This window comes from Kocuria cellulosilytica, assembly GCF_040981245.1.
GTDB classification, from domain to species: domain Bacteria; phylum Actinomycetota; class Actinomycetes; order Actinomycetales; family Micrococcaceae; genus Kocuria; species Kocuria cellulosilytica.
On sequence record NZ_JAVFWZ010000001.1, the window covers coordinates 225,662 to 242,815 of the forward strand.

Annotated in this window: 16 protein-coding genes; 8 read left to right on the forward strand and 8 right to left on the reverse strand. The window is 72.4% G+C overall.

From position 1 onward, the window contains the following. Nucleotides 1–39: 39 nt before the first annotated feature. The gene (locus RCG67_RS01010) at nucleotides 40–1,167 is read left to right on the forward strand and encodes a hypothetical protein (protein WP_368824432.1); all 1,128 of its coding nucleotides are present in this window, start codon (nucleotides 40–42) and stop codon (nucleotides 1,165–1,167) included. Here RCG67_RS01010 and RCG67_RS01015 read toward each other — a convergent pair. The 4 genes from RCG67_RS01015 to RCG67_RS01030 are packed head-to-tail and all read right to left on the reverse strand — an operon-like array spanning nucleotide 1,142 to nucleotide 7,615. After that, complete coding sequence (locus tag RCG67_RS01015) at nucleotides 1,142–3,694, reverse strand: AMP-binding protein (RefSeq protein WP_368824433.1); 2,553 nt, start codon at nucleotides 3,692–3,694, stop codon at nucleotides 1,142–1,144. The two genes, RCG67_RS01010 and RCG67_RS01015, sit on opposite strands and share 26 nt — an antisense overlap. A gap of 23 nt (nucleotides 3,695–3,717) precedes the next feature. Beyond that, entirely contained in the window at nucleotides 3,718–4,902 is a 1,185-nt protein-coding gene (locus RCG67_RS01020) for an ABC transporter ATP-binding protein (protein WP_368824434.1), read from the reverse strand. Then, the gene (locus RCG67_RS01025) at nucleotides 4,899–6,590 is read right to left on the reverse strand and encodes an ABC transporter permease (protein ID WP_368824435.1); all 1,692 of its coding nucleotides are present in this window, start codon (nucleotides 6,588–6,590) and stop codon (nucleotides 4,899–4,901) included. Before RCG67_RS01025 ends, RCG67_RS01020 begins: the two co-directional genes overlap by 4 nt. Next, nucleotides 6,587–7,615, reverse strand: coding sequence for an extracellular solute-binding protein (locus RCG67_RS01030; RefSeq protein WP_368824436.1), 1,029 nt, complete (start codon nucleotides 7,613–7,615; stop codon nucleotides 6,587–6,589). Before RCG67_RS01030 ends, RCG67_RS01025 begins: the two co-directional genes overlap by 4 nt. A gap of 276 nt (nucleotides 7,616–7,891) precedes the next feature. Between RCG67_RS01030 and RCG67_RS01035 the strand changes: the two genes are divergently transcribed. The 5 genes from RCG67_RS01035 to rplI all read left to right on the forward strand — a co-directional run bounded on the left by RCG67_RS01035 (nucleotide 7,892) and on the right by rplI (nucleotide 10,304). Further along, complete coding sequence (locus RCG67_RS01035; RefSeq protein WP_368824437.1) at nucleotides 7,892–8,311, forward strand: TM2 domain-containing protein; 420 nt, start codon at nucleotides 7,892–7,894, stop codon at nucleotides 8,309–8,311. A 153-nt stretch (nucleotides 8,312–8,464) separates the two neighbouring features. Next, nucleotides 8,465–8,770: a 30S ribosomal protein S6 gene (gene rpsF / locus RCG67_RS01040; protein ID WP_058873271.1), complete on the forward strand. Its 306-nt coding sequence runs from the start codon at nucleotides 8,465–8,467 to the stop codon at nucleotides 8,768–8,770. A gap of 111 nt (nucleotides 8,771–8,881) precedes the next feature. Then, nucleotides 8,882–9,520 (forward strand): single-stranded DNA-binding protein, encoded by a 639-nt coding sequence (locus RCG67_RS01045; RefSeq protein WP_368824438.1) that lies wholly within the window; start codon nucleotides 8,882–8,884, stop codon nucleotides 9,518–9,520. A gap of 78 nt (nucleotides 9,521–9,598) precedes the next feature. Continuing rightward, nucleotides 9,599–9,835 (forward strand): 30S ribosomal protein S18, encoded by a 237-nt coding sequence (rpsR, locus tag RCG67_RS01050; RefSeq protein ID WP_017835048.1) that lies wholly within the window; start codon nucleotides 9,599–9,601, stop codon nucleotides 9,833–9,835. Between the two features lie 19 nt (nucleotides 9,836–9,854). Beyond that, nucleotides 9,855–10,304, forward strand: a complete 450-nt coding sequence (gene rplI, locus RCG67_RS01055; protein ID WP_058873269.1) for a 50S ribosomal protein L9 — start codon at nucleotides 9,855–9,857, stop codon at nucleotides 10,302–10,304. A gap of 90 nt (nucleotides 10,305–10,394) precedes the next feature. Here rplI and RCG67_RS01060 read toward each other — a convergent pair whose 3' ends face one another. Continuing rightward, nucleotides 10,395–11,012, reverse strand: a complete 618-nt coding sequence (locus RCG67_RS01060; RefSeq protein WP_368824439.1) for a class I SAM-dependent methyltransferase — start codon at nucleotides 11,010–11,012, stop codon at nucleotides 10,395–10,397. A gap of 98 nt (nucleotides 11,013–11,110) precedes the next feature. Here RCG67_RS01060 and RCG67_RS01065 point away from each other — a divergent pair, with 98 nt between their 5' ends. Further along, a complete protein-coding gene (locus tag RCG67_RS01065; protein WP_058873267.1) occupies nucleotides 11,111–11,419 on the forward strand; it encodes a hypothetical protein in 309 nt (102 codons plus the stop codon). Between the two features lie 402 nt (nucleotides 11,420–11,821). Then, nucleotides 11,822–12,895 carry a patatin-like phospholipase family protein gene (locus RCG67_RS01070; protein ID WP_368824440.1) on the forward strand — a complete coding sequence of 358 codons (1,074 nt, stop codon included), beginning with the start codon at nucleotides 11,822–11,824 and terminating at the stop codon, nucleotides 12,893–12,895. Here the strand turns inward: RCG67_RS01070 and RCG67_RS01075 are convergent. From RCG67_RS01075 to RCG67_RS01085, 3 genes are all read right to left on the reverse strand, one after another. After that, nucleotides 12,892–13,866 carry an ABC transporter substrate-binding protein gene (locus RCG67_RS01075; protein ID WP_368824441.1) on the reverse strand — a complete coding sequence of 325 codons (975 nt, stop codon included), beginning with the start codon at nucleotides 13,864–13,866 and terminating at the stop codon, nucleotides 12,892–12,894. The two genes, RCG67_RS01070 and RCG67_RS01075, sit on opposite strands and share 4 nt — an antisense overlap. 167 nt (nucleotides 13,867–14,033) lie before the next feature. Then, entirely contained in the window at nucleotides 14,034–15,464 is a 1,431-nt protein-coding gene (locus RCG67_RS01080) for an amidase family protein (RefSeq protein WP_368824442.1), read from the reverse strand. Nucleotides 15,465–15,531: 67 nt separating this feature from the next. Next, nucleotides 15,532–17,091, reverse strand: a complete 1,560-nt coding sequence (locus tag RCG67_RS01085) for a hypothetical protein (RefSeq protein ID WP_368824443.1) — start codon at nucleotides 17,089–17,091, stop codon at nucleotides 15,532–15,534. Nucleotides 17,092–17,154 lie beyond the last annotated feature (63 nt).

The window sequence follows — 17,154 nt, forward strand, 5'->3', positions numbered from 1 at the left end:
CGCGGGCGCCGGGCGGACCGACAGGGGACGGGAGCTGCGGTGTCGGTGTCACGGGAGCGGGAGGCCGGCCGGGCCCTCTCCGCGGTCGACTCCCGCGGCCTGCGGCGGTCGCTGCTGCACTGGCTGGCGGTCGTCGTGGTGCTCGTGACCGTGTTCGCCTCCGTGGTCAACTGGGTCTTCGTCGACCGTGAGCCGCAGGACCCGGTGGAGGCGTGGCTCGGGGGGCTCGAGAGCGGCAGCTCGCGGCAGCTGCTGTCCCGCACCGAGGACGTCGTGGCGGACCCCACCCTGACCATCTTCGCCAACCGCGTGTACCGCAACGCGGCGGGACGGATCAGCGGCCACGAGATCCTCGGCGTGGACCGCACCGGCAGCCGCGGCGAGGTGCGGGCGCGCGTGTGGTGGGACGGGCCCGACGGCACCCGGGCCCGGGAGGAGGTCCACGTCTACCGGGTGCACCAGGTGCGGCGGACCGGCCCCTTCAACGACCAGTGGGAGCTGGACTCCCCGGACGCGGCACCGCTCTCCGTCCACCTGCCCGCCCCCCTCGACGAGCTCTCCGTCAACGGTGAGAGCATCCGCCCGGACGCGGACGAGCGGGTGCCCGATCCCCAGGGCCCCGGCGGGACGTGGCGCTTCGAGGCCCTGCCCGGGGACTACGCGGTCGGGCTGCCGGGCGACTCCTACTACGTGACGGACCCGCCCCTGGAGCCGCACACCGTGGCGTTCCGGGACCCGCGGCCGGCCACGGTGGCGCTGCGCATCGAGCCCTCGCCGAGGATGTGGCGGGAGGTCGACGACCGGATCGAGGAGTGGCTGGAGGACTGCACGGCCGCGGAGGAGCTGTCCCCCGAGGAGTGCCCCTCGTCCCGGCGCTGGGGGGCGCCGCGGGTGCCCCTCGAGCCGTCCGCGGCGGCGTCCGGGGCGCCGGAGCCCGAGATCACCGGCGTCCGGTGGGAGCTGGTCTCCCGGCCCGCCCTGGTCCTGGTCCAGGACCCCGGCGATCCGCTGCGCTGGACCGCGGACCCCTACCGGCCCGCGGTGGCGCGGCTGAGCTACGAGGAGGACGGGGAGACGGTCACCGAGCGGATCGAGTTCCCCGTCCGCGCCACCGTGCGCTCCACGGGGCAGAGCGCGGAGATCAGCGTGGGCCTGGAGCAGCCGTGAGCGTCGTCTCGTGGGCCGGCTCGGCGGTGCGCCGGGGCGGGCGCCGGAGCCCGCCGAGCACGCGCTCGGCCAGGGCCCAGTAGGCCACCCCCGCGACGAGGGAGGCGAGCACCGCCAGGACCGGGCTCACCGGCGCCAGCGGCGGGTAGACCAGCCAGTGCACGAGATAGATGTACAGGGACGCGCTCGCGAGCCGGGCCGTCACCCGGCGCAGGCCCACGGGCACCGGCAGGGTGGGCACCCACAGCAGCAGCAGGATCCCGGCGGCCACGGTGGCCTCCCGCACGGCGCTGTCGAAGTAGCCCGGCACGGTCAGGAGCGTCAGGAGGGTCACGAGGGAGCGCTGCAGGGTCGTCCCCGACCGGGCCGCGAGCCAGCCCAGGGCGAAGATCCAGAACACCGGCGCGGGCTTGGGCAGCCCCGGGTCCACGATGTCGTACCGGCTGACCAGCCCGACCGCGAGCAGGGCGAGCGGGAAGAGCCAGGGGGCGGCCCGCTCGGCGCGGTCGGCCCAGGGCAGCGCCATGAGCGCGGTGACGGCCACGAGCACGTAGACGAGCATCTCGACGAACCAGAAGTGCCACTGGGACGTGAGCTCCTGGGGCCCCACGATGCCGTTGAGCAGCAGGACGTTGGCGAACGTGTAGTCGTCGGTGAGCAGGTGGGCCACGGCGATGAAGGCCACCGACGGCACCACGATCCGTGCCAGGCTGCGCAGCTGGCGCCGCAGCCGGGGGAGCCGCTCCCCCGTCAGCTGGAAGCGCGCGAAGTTGTACCCCGCCACCGCGAAGAGCACGTGGGCGGTCTGGAACGTGAAGATCTCCACGTGCGTCACCACGATGCACACGATGGCGACCGCCCGGAGCACGATGCCGGTCTCCAGGAACGAGACGAGACCCCGTCCGCGCGGAACGGGCCGGGGGGCCAGGTCCCGCACGGGCGTGAGGTGCCAGTCCGGCGGGAGGTGCCCGAGGGCCTGCTCCAGCCGCACGGAGGCCGCCACGTAGGACAGCGAGTCCCCCTCCAGGGAGACGAACGTGTCGTCGTCGCCGACGTCGGGGCGGTCGAGCACCTCGGCGAAGATCCGCCGGACGTCCTCGGGCCCCTCGGCCCGGCGCGGCGGCGGCGCCGGCGCGGCGGGGGGCGCGGCGGGGGGCGCGGCGAGCGCCAGGACCGCCGGGTAGTCCACCTTGCCCGTGCCCAGGCGGGGCAGCTGCTCGACCGCGTGCATCTCGACGGCCGGGCGCGGCAGGCCGATGCTCTCGGCCACGAGCTTGGCGAGCAGGGACGTGTCCTGGTCCCCCTCGGCGGCCACGACCAGCCGCTCGTCGGAGCCGGCGGCGGCCGCGCTCACCCCGAGCTCGGCGAGGATCCGCTCGACCTGCCCGAGGTCCACGCGCAGGCCCACGATCTTGACGAAGCGGCTGCGCCGCCCCACGACCTCGTAGAGCCCGTCCGGGTGGCGGCGGGCGAGGTCCCCGGTGCGCAGCTCCTCGACCGTCCGCCCGGCGGCGAGGTCCTCGGGGCGCTCCGCGTAGCCGAGCATGACGTTGGGCCCGCTGTAGACGAGCTCCCCGTCCGGCAGCCCGTCCACGGGGTCGATGCGGAACCGCCCGCCGGGGATCGGCACCCCGATGGTCCCGGCGCGCTCCGCCGCCAGCTCCGGGGGCAGGTACGCCATCCGGGCGGTCGCCTCCGTGGCCCCGTACATCACGACCAGGTCCCAGCCGCGGCGGCGGCCGGTCCGGGCCCAGTGCTCGACCTTCTCCGGGGCGAGCCGCCCGCCCGCCTGGGTGACGCAGCGCAGGTGCGGAAGGTCGGCGTCCGCGAACCCGACGCGCTCCAGCAGCTCGAAGGTGTAGGGCACGGCGGCGAAGGACGTGGCGCGGTGGGCCCGGAACAGGTCCCAGAAGCAGGGGTCGACCACGGACAGGTCCGTCAGCACCAGCCCGGCGCCCCGGAGGAGGTGGCTGTTGAGCACCGACAGCCCGTAGCAGTAGGACATGGGCAGCGTGGTGGCGGCGCGGTCGTCGGGCCCGATGCCCAGGTACTCGGCGATCGCCTCGGCGTTGGCCGCGAGGTTATCGTGCGAGAGCCGCACGAGCTTCGGGGAGCCGGTCGAGCCGGAGGTGCTCAGCAGCAGGGCGAGCTCCGGGTGCAGCTCGTGCCGGCTGCCCGGGCGCCGCTCCTCGAGGACCGGGGTCCCGTTCCCGGAGCGCAGCACCACGTCGGGGTCGTAGGCCGCCACGAGCGCGTCGACGGCGGCCGGCTTGTCCGCCGGGACCAGCAGCAGCGGGTGGCCGGCCGTGAGGGCCGCGAGATAGGCCACGAGGGAGTCGACGTCGTTGGACGCCGCGAGCACCGCCAGCCGGCGTTCCGGGCCCAGGCGGGCGGCCACGTCCTCGACGCGCCCGGCCAGCTCCCGGTAGCTCAGGACCTGCTCGCCCGTGAGGACGGCGGGGCGGTCCCCGTGGCGGGCGAGACCGGCGGCGAAGGAGACCCGGGAGAGGTCAGGTTGGATGCTCACCCGACCCAGGGTAGAGAAAACCTTTAGCGAAGGAAAGTCTTGCCTAATTCGTCCGACATGCGGGATCGCTGGGTCGAGGTGCCGTCGGGGGACCGCGGCGGCGGGGCCGTGACGGCCCGGTCGTCGACCAGCAGCGTGGGGGTGGTCCCGGCCGTGACCGTCACCGCCACCGGCGTCCCCACCGGGTGGCGCACGTTGTGGGGCTGCCAGGAGCGCAGGGTGCGCCCGGAGGCCAGCCGGACGTGGTGCAGCACGAACGCGCCGTGGTACTCGACCGCGCTGACCCGCGCGGGGGAGCCGGGGTCCGGCCGCAGCGCCACCTCGTGGGGCCGCAGCACCACGTCGACGTCGACGTCGCTGTCCGCCCACCCCGGCACGGTGGAGACGATGCCGATCTCGCAGGTGAGCAGGGCGCGGTGGACGCGGGCGGGCAGGAAGTCCGCGTCCCCCATGAAGGACGCCACGAACCGGGTGGCGGGCTGCTCGAAGACCTTCTCGGGGGTGTCGGACTGCTCGATCACCCCGTCGTGCATGACCACCACGCGGTGGCCGACCGAGAGGGCCTCCGTCTGGTCGTGGGTGACCAGCACGGCGGTGGTGCCGGTCTCGCGCAGCGTGGCCACGGTGTCCCGGCGCACCTGCGCGCGCAGCGACTCGTCCAGGCTGGAGAACGGCTCGTCGAGGAGCACCACGGCGGGGCGGGGCGCCAGGGCCCGGGCCAGGGCCACGCGCTGCTGCTCGCCGCCGGAGAGCTCGTGGGGGTAGCGGTGCGCGAGGTGCCCCAGCCGCACGAGCTCGAGGACCTCGCCCACGCGGGCCCGCCGCTCGGCGCGCGGGAGCCGGTCCAGGCCGAAGGCCACGTTCTTCGCGACCGTCAGATGCGGGAACAGGGCGTGGTCCTGGAAGACGAGGCCCACCCGCCGCCGCTCGGGCTCCTGGAACCGGTGCCGGCCCGCCACCACGTCCCCGGCGATGCGGATGGTGCCCTCGTCCGGTCGCTCGAGACCCGCCACGAGGCGCAGCGTGGTGGACTTGCCGCAGCCGGAGGGACCGATGAGCGTGACCAGCTCGCCGGGCGGGACCGTCAGCTCCAGCCCGCTGACGCCCACGGAGGACCCGTAGTGCTTGCTCAGCCCCGCCAGGACGAGGGCGGGCTCGGCGCCGCGGCTGCCGGGCGCGGTCTGCGCGCTCGTGGTCTGCACGGTCATGGGGACACCTTTCCGTGGCGGTCCGCGCGATGGGCCTGCCGGACGAGGAAGAACACGGGCACCACCGCCGCCGCCACGATCACGAGCGCCGGCAGGGCCGCCTTCTCCCAGAAGTTCTCGCGCGCCAGCTCGTAGACCCACACGGAGGCCGTGGTGAAGCCGAACGGGCGCAGCAGCAGCACGATGGGCAGCTCCTTGACGGCGTCGATCACCACGAGGACGAGGGCCGTGGCGACCCCCGGGCGGGCGATGGGCAGGTGCACCCGGGTGAGGACCCGGAGCGGGGACGCGCCGAGGCTCTGCGCGGAGAAGGTGACGGTGGGGGAGATCTTGGCGAGGCTCGCGTCCACGGCCTGGTAGGCCGGGGCGAGGAAGCGGATCACGTAGGCGTAGAGGATGCCGAGCACCGAGCCCGTCACCAGCAGCCCCGTGCCCCCGGGCACGCCCGCCCGCTCGAGGGCGGTGTCCAGCCCGGCGAAGGCGATGAGGACGCCGATGCCCACCACGGCGCCGGGCACGGCGTAGCCGAAGGTGGTGAGCTGCGCCGCGAGGGCCACCGCCCGGCCGCCGCCCATCCGGACCCCGTGGGCGACCGCCAGGGAGAGCGCCACGCAGGCCACGGCGGCGATCCCGGCGACCACCAGGCTGTTGCCGAGGTACTGCGCGAAGCGCGGGTCCGAGAGGGACGCGGGGTTGCCGACCGCCTCACCGACGGCCCACACGAGCAGCTGCAGCACGGGCACGAGGAACCCGGCGGAGAGGGCGGCGAGGCAGAGCAGGGTGGCGCCCCAGGCGCGCCACCCGGCGAGCCGCCGCGGCTGGAGGCCCTGGCCGCGGCCGCCCCGCTGGTGGAACCGGGCGCGGCCCCGGAGCAGCCGCTCGCCGGTCAGCACGGCCACGGCGAACAGCAGCACGAGCACGGCGAGCTGGGTGGCGGAGTGGAAGTCGAAGGTGCCCTTCCACACGAGGTAGACCCCCACGGAGACCGTCTGCACGTTGAAGTACTGCACCGTGGCGAAGTCCGTGAGCGTCTCCATCATCACGAGCGCGAGCCCCGCCGCGAGCGAGGGCCGGGCCAGGGGGATCAGGACCCGCCCGAGCGCGCGTCCCCGGCCGGCGCCCAGGGTGCGCGCGGCGTCGTAGGTCCCGGTGGTCTGCTCGACCAGCGCGGAGCGCGCCAGGAGGTAGACGTACGGGTAGAGCGTCAGGGACATGACGAGCACGGCCGCGGGCAGGGAGCGGACCTCGGGCACCCACACGTCCGGTCCCAGGAGCGAGCGCAGCGCCCCCTGCACCGGCCCGGCCACGTCGAAGACGGAGAGGAACACGAAACCGAGGATGTAGGCCGGCATGGCCAGCGGCAGGACCAGCAGCCAGACCAGCACGTCCCGCAGGGGGAAGCGGAAGGCGGTCACGAGCCACGCGAGCCCGCCGCCCACCACCAGGGTGCCCGCGCCCACGCCCAGCATCAGCAGGAGCGTGGTGAGCACCATCCGGCCCAGGTCGCGCGGCGGGGTGGCGGTGCCCAGGCTGCCCAGGCCGTCCACGACCACCGCCAGGACCGGGGTGGCCACGACCACGGCGACGAGGACGACGAGCGCCGACCACGCCGGGCGGCCCGAGCCGGGCGCCCGGCGTGGCCGGCGGGTCGGTGTCCTCGTGTCCGCGAGGACGGCGGGTTCGGTCACTGGTAGCCGGCTTCGGCCAGCAGGTCCACGGCCTCGGCGTTGAGGTCACCGTAGGCCTCGGCGTTCAGGGGCATCCGCTCGAACTCGCCGAAGGCGGCGATGGAGGGGGCGGGCTCCACGGAGGGGTTGACCGGGAACTCGTGGTTGGCGTCCACGAACGCGTTCTGGCCGTCGGTGGCGAGCCACTCGATGAGCCGCTGGGCGTCCTCGGGGTTGTCGGAGCCCTCGACCACACCGGCCCCGGAGATGTTCACGTGCGTGCCCGCGCCCTCCTGGCTGGCCCAGAAGAGGTCGACGTTCAGGTCCGGGTTCTCCTCGAGGGTGCGCGCCAGGTAGTAGTGGTTGTTGATCCCCACGTCGCACGTGCCGGCGTCGATGGCCTCGAGCAGCAGGATGTCGTTGCTCATGATCTGCACGTCGTTGGCGACCCAGCCCTCGACGATCTCGAGCGCCCGCTCCCGGCCGTGCAGGTCGATCAGGCTCGCCACGAGGGACTGGGTGTAGGCCGAGGTGGCGTCCCGCATGCACAGCCGGCCCTGCCACTTCGGGTCGGCCAGCCCCGCGTAGGTCTCCTCGGGGTCGAACTCCGCGGTGTCGACGTTGTCCGGGTTGTACGTCACGGTGCGCGCGCGCATGGCCAGGCCGTACCACCGGCCCTGGGGGTCGCGGAGGTCCTCCGGGACCGCCTCCTCGAGGGCCGCGGAGTCCAGGGCGGCCAGCTCGTCCTGCCGGGCGGCGTTCCACAGGTTGCCCGCGTCCACGGTCATGAACACGTCCGCCGGGCTGTCGTCCCCCTCGGCCTTGAGCCGCTCGAGCAGCTCGGCGTCGTCGCCGGTGATGAACTCGACGCTGATGCCGGTCTCGTCGGTGAACTCGCCGAACGCGCCCTCGAGGTCGTAGTGCCGTGCCGAGTAGATCTGCAGGTCGGCGGGCTGCTCGCCCAGCCCGAGCGTGCCGCACCCCGTGACCAGGGTCGCCAGTGCGGTCAGGATGCCGGTGGTGGCGTACAGGGAACGACGACGCATCGGGGCCTCTTCCGGAGGGCGCGGCGCTCGGGGACCGCGCGACGATCATTTGGCAAGGAAAGCGTAACCTAATCGGAAAGCCCCTCGCGTCGGGCCCGGGGCCCGGGCACGGGCTCCCCGCGGCACCCGGCCGAGCGTCCCGCCGCGGCCCGCGCCCCGGAGCGGCCCGCCGCGGCGGCGCACCGGAATAGCGCCCGCGGGCGGACCGTTGAACTGGTCGGGCCGCTCCCCGCGGAACGGCCCTCCCGCCTCCCCGTCCGTGCCGAAAGGACCCCCGTGGCTCCCGAGCCCGAGTACTACCGTCCCGTCCCGCTGAACAACGACCCCGGCCGCGCCGGGTACTCCCGGGCGCCGTTCGGCGCACCGTCCGGACAGCCGTTCGGCGGGGGCGGGCAGGGCGCTCCGCACCCCGGACCGCCCGTGGTCAACGTGGTGGGCGGGAAGTCCGTGGTCCTCGCCTACGTCCTGTGGCTCTTCCTGGGCTGGCTGGGGATCCACAAGTTCTACCTGCGCCAGCCGGTCTGGGGGCTGATCTACCTGTTCCTCGGCGGCCTGGGCTGGACCCTGGCGGGGGTCGGCGTCGGGATCCTGTTCCTGATCCCGTGGGCGCTGCTGATGTTCCTGGACATCTTCACCATGCCGTTCCGCACGGCCTTCGTGAACGCCTCCATCGCCCGCAGCGCCTACCGCTGGTGAGCACCCCGTTCTGTCCGGGCCCGCGGATGTAGTAGTGTTGTGAGGTCTGTGTGCCCGCCGCCCGACGTGCGGCGCCGGCGCGCGGACGACGCTACAGAACCTCCTGCTGCGGAAGGACCGCAGCCGCTCAGCCCGAAGGAGGTGGGTTCGAACATGCGTGAGTACGAACTGATGGTGATCATCAACCCCGAGGTCGAGGATCGTGCCGTGGAGCCGACTCTCAAGAAGTTCCTCGATGTCGTCACCAAGGACAACGGGACCGTCGACAACGTCGACATCTGGGGCCGTCGTCGCCTCGCCTACGAGATCCAGAAGAAGACCGAGGGCATCTACGCGGTCGTGCGCTTCACCGCGACCCCGCAGACCACCCAGGAGCTCGACCGCGTCCTGAACCTCAACGAGGCCATCATGCGCACCAAGATCATCCGCCCGGAAGAGCAGAAGATCTCCGCCGAGTAAGGACTTCACAGACCGATCATCGAGGGCGCCCCGACGGGCCCCCGGTGAGATGCTTGTGAGATCCCAGCACGTCCCGCACGACCGCGAACACCCTCGACCCGGGAGGTCCACATGGCTGGTGACACCGTCATCACCGTAATCGGCAACCTGACCGCTGACCCCGAGCTGCGCTTCACGCCGTCGGGTGCGGCCGTGGCCAACTTCACCGTTGCGTCCACGCCCCGCACCTTCGACCGCCAGTCCAACGAGTGGAAGGACGGGGAGACCCTGTTCCTGCGCTGCTCCGTGTGGCGGGAGGCGGCCGAGAACGTGGCGGAGTCCCTGCAGAAGGGCATGCGCGTCATCGTCCAGGGTCGGCTCAAGTCGCGGTCCTACGAGACCAAGGAAGGCGAGCGGCGCACCGTCACCGAGCTCGACGTCGACGAGGTCGGTCCCTCGCTGCGCTACGCGTCCGCGAAGGTCAACCGCAACGCCCGCTCCGGCGGGCAGGGCGGCGGCTTCGGCGGCGGTGGCGGCGGCCAGCAGGGCGGCGGCTTCGGCGCCGGCGCCCCGGCCGGCGGCGGGTTCGGGGGCGACTCCGGATTCGGCGGCGGCCAGCAGGGCGGCGGATCCGGCTTCGGCCAGGGCGGCCGCTCCGGCGGCGGGCGTCAGCCCGCCCCGCAGACAGCACCCCAGAACGACCCCTGGAGCCAGTCCTCCGGCGGGAACTACGACTGGGGCAGCGGCCAGGACGACGAACCGCCGTTCTAGACCTTCCGCACTTTTCCCATCCACCCCATCCCGCGGTGACAAGCCGCGGGCTCCACTCGAAGAACAAGGAGCACCACGATGGCCAAGGCTGAACTCCGTAAGCCCAAACCAAAGCAGAACCCGCTCAAGGCTGCCAAAGTCACTGAGATCGACTACAAGGACGTTGCGCTGCTGCGCAAGTTCATCTCCGATCGCGGCAAGATCCGCGCCCGCCGCGTCACCGGTGTGACCGTGCAGGAGCAGCGCAAGATCGCCCTGGCGATCAAGAACGCCCGCGAGGTCGCGCTGCTGCCCTACTCCGGCGCCGGCCGCTGATCAGAGAGGACAGACACTCATGGCAAAGATCATCCTGACGACCGAGGTCACGGGTCTCGGCGCTGCCGGTGACGTGGTCGAGGTCAAGAACGGGTACGCCCGCAACTACCTCTTCCCGCGCGGCTTCGCGACCCCGTGGTCGCGCGGCGGCGAGAAGCAGATCGAGAGCATCAAGGCCGCCCGCGCCGCGCGCGAGGTCGCCTCGCTCGAGGACGCCCAGGTCCTGGCCCAGAAGCTGACCTCCGCCACCGTGACCATCCCGGTCAAGGCCGGCTCCGAGGGTCGCCTCTTCGGCACCGTCAAGGCCGAGGACGTGGCCAAGGCCGTCGAGGCCGCCGGCCTCGGCGCCGTGGACAAGCGCAAGGTCGAGCTGAACCAGCACATCAAGACCACCGGTGTGTACCAGGCCTCCGTGCGCCTGCACGAGGACGTCAACGCGAACGTCGAGTTCGAGGTCGTCCCGGCCTGATCGGTTCCTCCGGTCCGTCCGAGCACAGAGGGCCCCCGCGGTGCGCCGCGGGGGCCCTCTGCGCGTTCCCGGAGTCCCCGGGCCTGCCGCTCAGTGGGGCCGGACGGCCTCGACGACGACGTCGAGCGCGGTCTCGGTGGTGCGCACCTGCTCGGCGCGCAGCAGGTCCAGGCCCTTGCCCTCGAGCACGGCGACGGTCTCCTGCAGGGTCGGCCGCGACACGGTCGGGGGCGGTCCCTCGACGCTGCCGGGGGCGTGCGTGATCCACAGCAGCCGGCCCCCGGGAACGAGCCACTCGGCGGCGCGGCGGAGCAGGGAGAGGTCGTGCTGGAAGTACGCGGCGACGATCAGGTCGAACTGCAGGGGCACGGCGTCCGGCCCCGAGCGCTGCTCCTGCTCGGGGGACCAGGTCCGCAGGTCGGCGATCAGGGCGCGGCCCGGGAGGCCGCGCTCCGCCAGGGCACCCGCGACGGTCCGCACGGCGCTGGGGGAGAAGTCCACGGCGGTGGGGTCGTAGCCGGCGGCCGCCAGGGCCAGGGTGTGGCGGCCGGTGCCCGCGCCGAGGTCGAGGGCGGTCGGCGGGCCGTCCGCGGGTCGCCGGTCCGCCCGGTCCAGGAGGGCGGCGACCTCCGGGTGCGGCTGGGCGCCGTCGGGGGAGGACTCCCCGGAGGCGTACCGGTCCTCCCACATGCGCTGGTTGTCGTCCACGGGCGTCTCCTGGGTGGTTCGGGCGGCTGGGTCGGGCGGTTCCGGAACTCGCGGGCGGCGCGGCGGTGCCGCCGGGCGCCCCGGGGGACAATGGGTGCATGCCCTCCCTGATCTCCCGCGTCACACCGTCCGCCCTGTACTGGTTCGGCGTGGGGTGCCTGCTCTTCACGGTACTGGCTTTCGCCGTGGCGTTCCTGGGCGGCAACTCCGCGGGGACCGAGACCTCCATGGCGTTCTTCGTGATCGGGTTCGTCGCGGCGGCCGTGGGGGCGACCGTCACGGCGGTGGTGGCCCTCGCGGGAGCCGTCGGGTTCGCGGCCGCCCGGGTCCGGTTCCTGGTGCTGCTGGGCCTGTCGGTGCTGTGCCACCCGCTGCTGTGGCTGGCGCTGCTCGTCTCGGTGGCCTGACCGCCCCGGCGCGGCGCTCCGCCGGGGTGCGGCGGCCCCGCCCGAGGGACCTCCGGCACGGGCCTCCGACGTGGGCCGGAGCACGAGGTGAAAAACACAGTGCTGTGGACGGTGCCGGTGTTGTCCGCACCGTCCCTGCACAGGGTGTGCATCGACATCAGCCCAGGTCAGAACGGATTTTGCGGAGCACCGCAGCACCCTGTCCACAGCCTTCTCCCCAACCTGTGCACAGCTGTCCACGGCGTTTTCCACCGGTTGTCCACAGGGTGGAAAACCGCGCCGGCTGGTAGGGTTTCCGGTCCTCCGCGCGCCGGTCGCCCTCCGCGGACGGCGACCGGCGGGCTAGGCTCGGGGCACCCGGGCCGGTCCGGCCCGCAAGCCCCTGTGGAGGAGGAGCGGCGGATGTCCCCACGCACTCGCGTGGCCCTGGCGCTGGGCAGCGGCGGCGCCCGCGGCTACGCGCACATCGGTGCCATCCAGGTCCTCGAGGAGCGGGGCTACGACATCGTGACCGTCGCGGGAAGCTCCATGGGGGCCCTCGTGGGCGGGCTCCACGCCGCCGGCCGGTTGGAGGCGTACGCGCAGTGGGTGCTGGGGCTGAGCCAGCGGGACGTGCTGCGGCTGCTGGACCCGTCCCCCTCGGCGCCCGGGGTGATCCGGGCGGAGAAGATCATGGCGAAGGTGCGCGAGCTGCTCGACGGCACGCTCATCGAGGACCTGCTCATCCCCTTCACCGCGGTGGCCACGGACCTGCTCGCGCGCAAGGAGGTCTGGTTCCAGGAGGGCCCGGTGGACGTGGCCGTCCGCGCGTCGATCGCCCTGCCCAGCATCATCACCCCCGTCATGCTCAACGGCCGGCTGCTCGCCGACGGCGGGATCATGAACCCCGTGCCCATCGCCGCGACCGTCGCCACCCGCGCGGACGTGACGGTGGCGGTCTCCCTCTCCGGGGGGCAGCAGTCCGGGGAGGGCAGGGTCCCCGCCCACGAGACGGCCGCCGCACGTCCCGCGGAGGAGTGGGTGGGGCGGTTCCGCCGCGGTGCCTCCCACGTCCTGGACCGCGAGCTGACGCGCAGCGTCCTGGAGCGCTTCGCGGAGACGCGCGGCCGCGGCGCGTCGTCCCGGTTCCCGCGCTCCGCCGGGGACGACCCGGCCGACGTGGGCGAGGCCCTCGTGCAGGACGTCGTCGAGGAGGCCGTCGAGGAGGCCGTGGCGGAGGGGTTCGGCGTCCTGCCGGCGGGGCTGCGCACGCTCGACGTCATGCAGCTCTCCCTCGAGGTGCTGCAGTCCATGGTGCTGCGCTACCGGCTGGCCGGCTATCCGCCCGACCTCCTCGTCACCGTGCCGAAGAGCGCCGGGCGGCTGCTGGACTTCCACCGCGCCGGGGAGCTCATCGAGCTCGGCCGGCGGATGACCGAGGAGGCCATCGACCGCGCCGACGACTTCCCGCCGGCGCGGCCGGACCCGGAGGACTAGTCCGCCTGGATGATCTCGTCCAGGTTCGCCTCGTTCGAGATCACGTCGTACTTCAGCATCAGCTCCGAGAGCGTCTCGAGCTCGTCGCGGTCCACCTCCGCGTCGAACTCCTCCAGCCGGAGGTCGGCGGCGACCTCCTCCGGCATGCTGAGGAAGCTCACGAGGGTCTCGCGCACCCGCTCCGGGTTGTCCTGCGCGAACTCGAGCGCGTCCTCGATCGCGGCGTCGTAGTTCTCGAGGACCTCCGGGTTCTCCTCGGCGAACGAGGCGCTGCTGAAGGTGACCATGGTGTCGAGGCCCGGCACCGTTTCCTGGTAGTTGTAGCCGACCAGTTCGGTCTGCTCGCCGTTGATCAGCTGGGTCAGGAACGGCTCCGGGACCCAGGCGGCGTCGATCTCCCCGCGGTCCAGCTGGGCCGGCATGTCCTGGAAGGGCATCTCCACGAACTCCACGGCGTCGGGGTCGCCGCCGTCCTGGCTCACGGCCTCCTTGATGGTCAGGTCGCCCTGGCCGTTGACCGTGTTCACCGCGACCCGTTTGCCGGCCAGGTCGGCCCAGGAGGCGATGCCCGCGTCCCGGTTGGCGGCGACACCGGTGATGTCCTCGCCCTCGGGCAGGGAGCTGCTGTAGCCGCTGAGGATCTTCATGTCGAGGCCCTGGTCCTCGGCGAGGATGACCGAGAGCGGGTTGCCCACGCCGATGTCCATGGAGCCGCCCGAGACGGCCGGGAGCATGGCCGCACCGCCCTGGGCGGTCTCGATCGTGACGTCCAGGCCGTGCTCCTCGAAGATCCCCTCGTCCAGGGCGAGCTGCACGGGCGCGGACGGCGCGATGGGGATGACGCCGATGGTGAGCGGCTGCAGCTCCTCGCCGCCACCGCCCCCGCCCGTGCTCCCCCCGCCGCCGCAGGCGGTCAGGGCGAACGTCAGGACGGTTCCGGCGGCGGCTGCACTGGCGAACGGGTGCTTCATGGTGGGTCCTCTTCCTCGGGTCGGTCCTGCCGGCGACCGGCACCGGTCAATCCGCTGTGACATGCATCACGCACGTCGGTGTCCTCACCGTAGAGGCAGACCGTTGGATTCGTCAACGGTTGTGGCTCTGAACCGTTGCGTTGTCCCCCGAAGAGAACCGGGCGGGCTCACTGGTCGCGCAGCAGCGCCTCCACGGTGCGCGCCAGGTCCAGCAGCACGGCGTCCGCGCCCGGGCCCGCCGCGAGCTCCAGGCCCACCGGCAGGCCCTCCGCGGTGCGCCCGGCGGGGATGCTGATCCCCGGGGTCCCGAGGATGCCCGCCAGGTCGGAGTGGCGGGTGAAGGTGTCGAAGGTGGGCACGCGCCGGCCGTTGAGCTCCACCGTCTTGTCGTCGCCGATCGGCCGGGCCGTCAGCGGGCACGTCGGCTGCACCAGGGCCGTCACCCCCTGGGCCCGGATCGCCCCCGTGTACAGCCGCAGGGCCAGCCGGCGCTCCTCCTGGGCCGCCCGGTAGTCGTCGTCGGCGGCGCGGAAGACCTGCGCCAGCTCCCAGATCCGCCGCACGTCCGGGCTGCCGATCCCGTCCCGGACCTCGTCGAGGGAGTGCCCCGTGCCGCGGGCCTCCAGGTAGGCCTGCAGATCAGGCAGGAACTCGTGGAGGGCGATCGTCATCCCGGCCGCGGCGGCCAGCTCGCGGGCCGGCCGGACGTCGACGCCCACCATCTCCGCACCGGCGGCCTCGAGCGCCCGCAGCGCCGCGCCGAAGACCGCGTCCACACCCGGCTCCAGGTCCTCGAGGAACAGCTCGGGCACGCCCAGCCGGACGCCGTGCAGCGGGCCGGGCCCTTCGTCGTCGAACTCCAGGTGCCGCGCACCGGGCGCGCCGTGCGGGTGCTCGCCCGCGAGCAGGGCGTCCAGCAGCACCACGTCGTCCACGGTCCGGGCCATGGGGCCGATCGTGTCCCGCGAGTGGGCGATCGGCAGGACGCCCGACGACGGGTAGCGGCCCAGCGTGGGCCGGAACCCCACGATCCCGCAGAGGGCGGCGGGGATGCGGGCCGAGCCTCCGGTGTCCGCGGCGACCGCCGCCGGGACCAGGCCCACCGCCACGGCCACCGCCGAGCCCCCGCTGCTGCCGCCGGGGCTCAGCGCCGGGTCGGCGGGGTGGCGCACCGGGCCGAACGAGCCGTTGTTGGACGTGATGCCGAAGGACAGCTCGTGCAGGTTGGTCTTCAGGGTGAACAGGGCGCCCGCCTCGCGCAGCCGGGCCACCGCGGGGGCGTCCCGCCCCGCCACGTCCCGTTCGAGCGCTCGCGTGCCGCCCGTGGTGGGGAACCCCGCGACGTCCACGATGTCCTTGACCGCCAGCGGGATCCCCGTCAGCGGGCCCCGCGTCTGCCGCCGGTCCAGCGCGTGGGCGAAGATTCGCGCCAGCTCCGGGTCCGCGCTGATCACCGCGCCCAGCCGCCGCGCCGCGGGCAGACGCTCCAGCAGGGCGTCGAGGTGCTCCACGTGGCCGATCCGGCCCGCCGTCAGCTCCGCCCGAGTGGTCCGGATGTCCCACGAACAGGGACCGCTGAGGTCTGTGCTGAGCGTCATGGTCCATGGTGTCCACGGACGGGCCCGGGCGGCAAGCGGTGTCCGGCCTCGGGCATCGCATTCGCACTCACGACTTGGTGTTGGGAACGAGGTAGTGAGGGCCTACGAAGCCCACGTGGACTTTCCCGGTGGCGCCGGCGGTGTCATCGTGGAAGTAGATGCGTGGAGCCAGATCCCCGCCCCCTTCGCTGATCTTGAGATGTGCCTGCATCAGCAGTTTTCCGGATCGAGCGACATCATGGTGCACATCGAAGATCCGGCTCTTCCGGCACTTGTCACGGTTCATGACGGATTCGGACTCGCTCATCGCCAGCTTCTTGTCCGTGGCGGGCCAGTTGACCGACATGGCTCCACCTCTCTGACACCAGACCCAGAACCCACCGACAAACCCTTCTTCCTTGCAGGACCTTGAGTACTCAGCCAGGGCACGGAGGCCTCGATAGGCGTTGTTTCCCCACGAAACTGCTTCGGGTGCCGTATCGATCCCGTGGAGCTCACGAGGCGCCGAGTCCGCGATGGTCAGCCAGTCGACCAAATGCTTCTTTGCGGCAACGACCGCTTCGGTGACGCCCTGGACCTGGTCGGGAAGTCCGTTTTCCGGCGCCACCTGGGCGTTCCAGATCACGTGTTCGAGGTTCGACTCCCGCAACGTCTGCACAATGCGTTCAAGATGCCCGGACACCCGGCCGAGTTCGAACTGCGTGGTGGCGTGGTCGTCCTTCTCGAGCTCCAGCTCGAACTCCCACTGATAGCGCAGGTCCGTCAATTCGTTCTCGCTGATCGCCTGCTGATCGGAGAGGAACACCGAGAAGGCACCGGGTACACGGCGACGCGTCGACAGCTGCGCCACGGTGCCGACGAGTCGATCCACCACCCAGTTGTCGTTCTCGCGCATCTCTGCTGCAGGAATGAACCTGTGTCGCCGGGCATCGGCTGGACTGTTCACGAGCCGGGGCGCGTAAGTCCGGATGCCACCGCCCCAAACGGCCAGGTCGCCGAACTCGGCCCGGAATCGGGAAACGGCTTCCTGGTCCAGGACGGCAACGGCTGCCACGCCCATGGACCTTTGAGCGGTCTGTTGAGCGAGCTGTTTCCAGCGGCCGCCGGAGTTCTGGAACGGTTCTGTGAAGACAATGACCGGTAGCCTGCGTTCTCCGTCCGACAGCATCGACACGAAGTCGTTGACGTCATCTGCGGTGATCGCCCGAGGTGTGTCGCACAAGGCGTCGCGCTCGAGTCGAGGGTTCTCGCTGAGCGTCAGGAGGTCGGCAACAACACGGGGACGTCCGACCTTGATCTTCTGGGTCGGGTCGTCCGTCTCCATGGAGTTCTCCACCCAGATCTGTGCGGTTCCACCTCCCGCTATCACCCGCACCGTCGTGCACCAGCGTGTTGCGCCCGCATTTTCGGGTTCGTCGACTGTGCATCCTTCGACGCCGGACACAGCGGCGTCCGCAACGGACCTCAGTGTGATCCGACGATGGCCGACTTGGTGCGGTCCGTCCACAAGGCTCTCTGCTGCGGGATCGTCCACGGCCCAGCGACTGAAGCATTCGCGGGTCAGTTCGAGAAAGACGTCCGGGTCCTCGCAGTCGCTCTCCCAGATCGTCCGATACATGATGCTCATGTCAGTGCTCGCCCCCCGAAGTGTATTTGCAATAGATAATTGCATGCTCGGCGGACACACTAA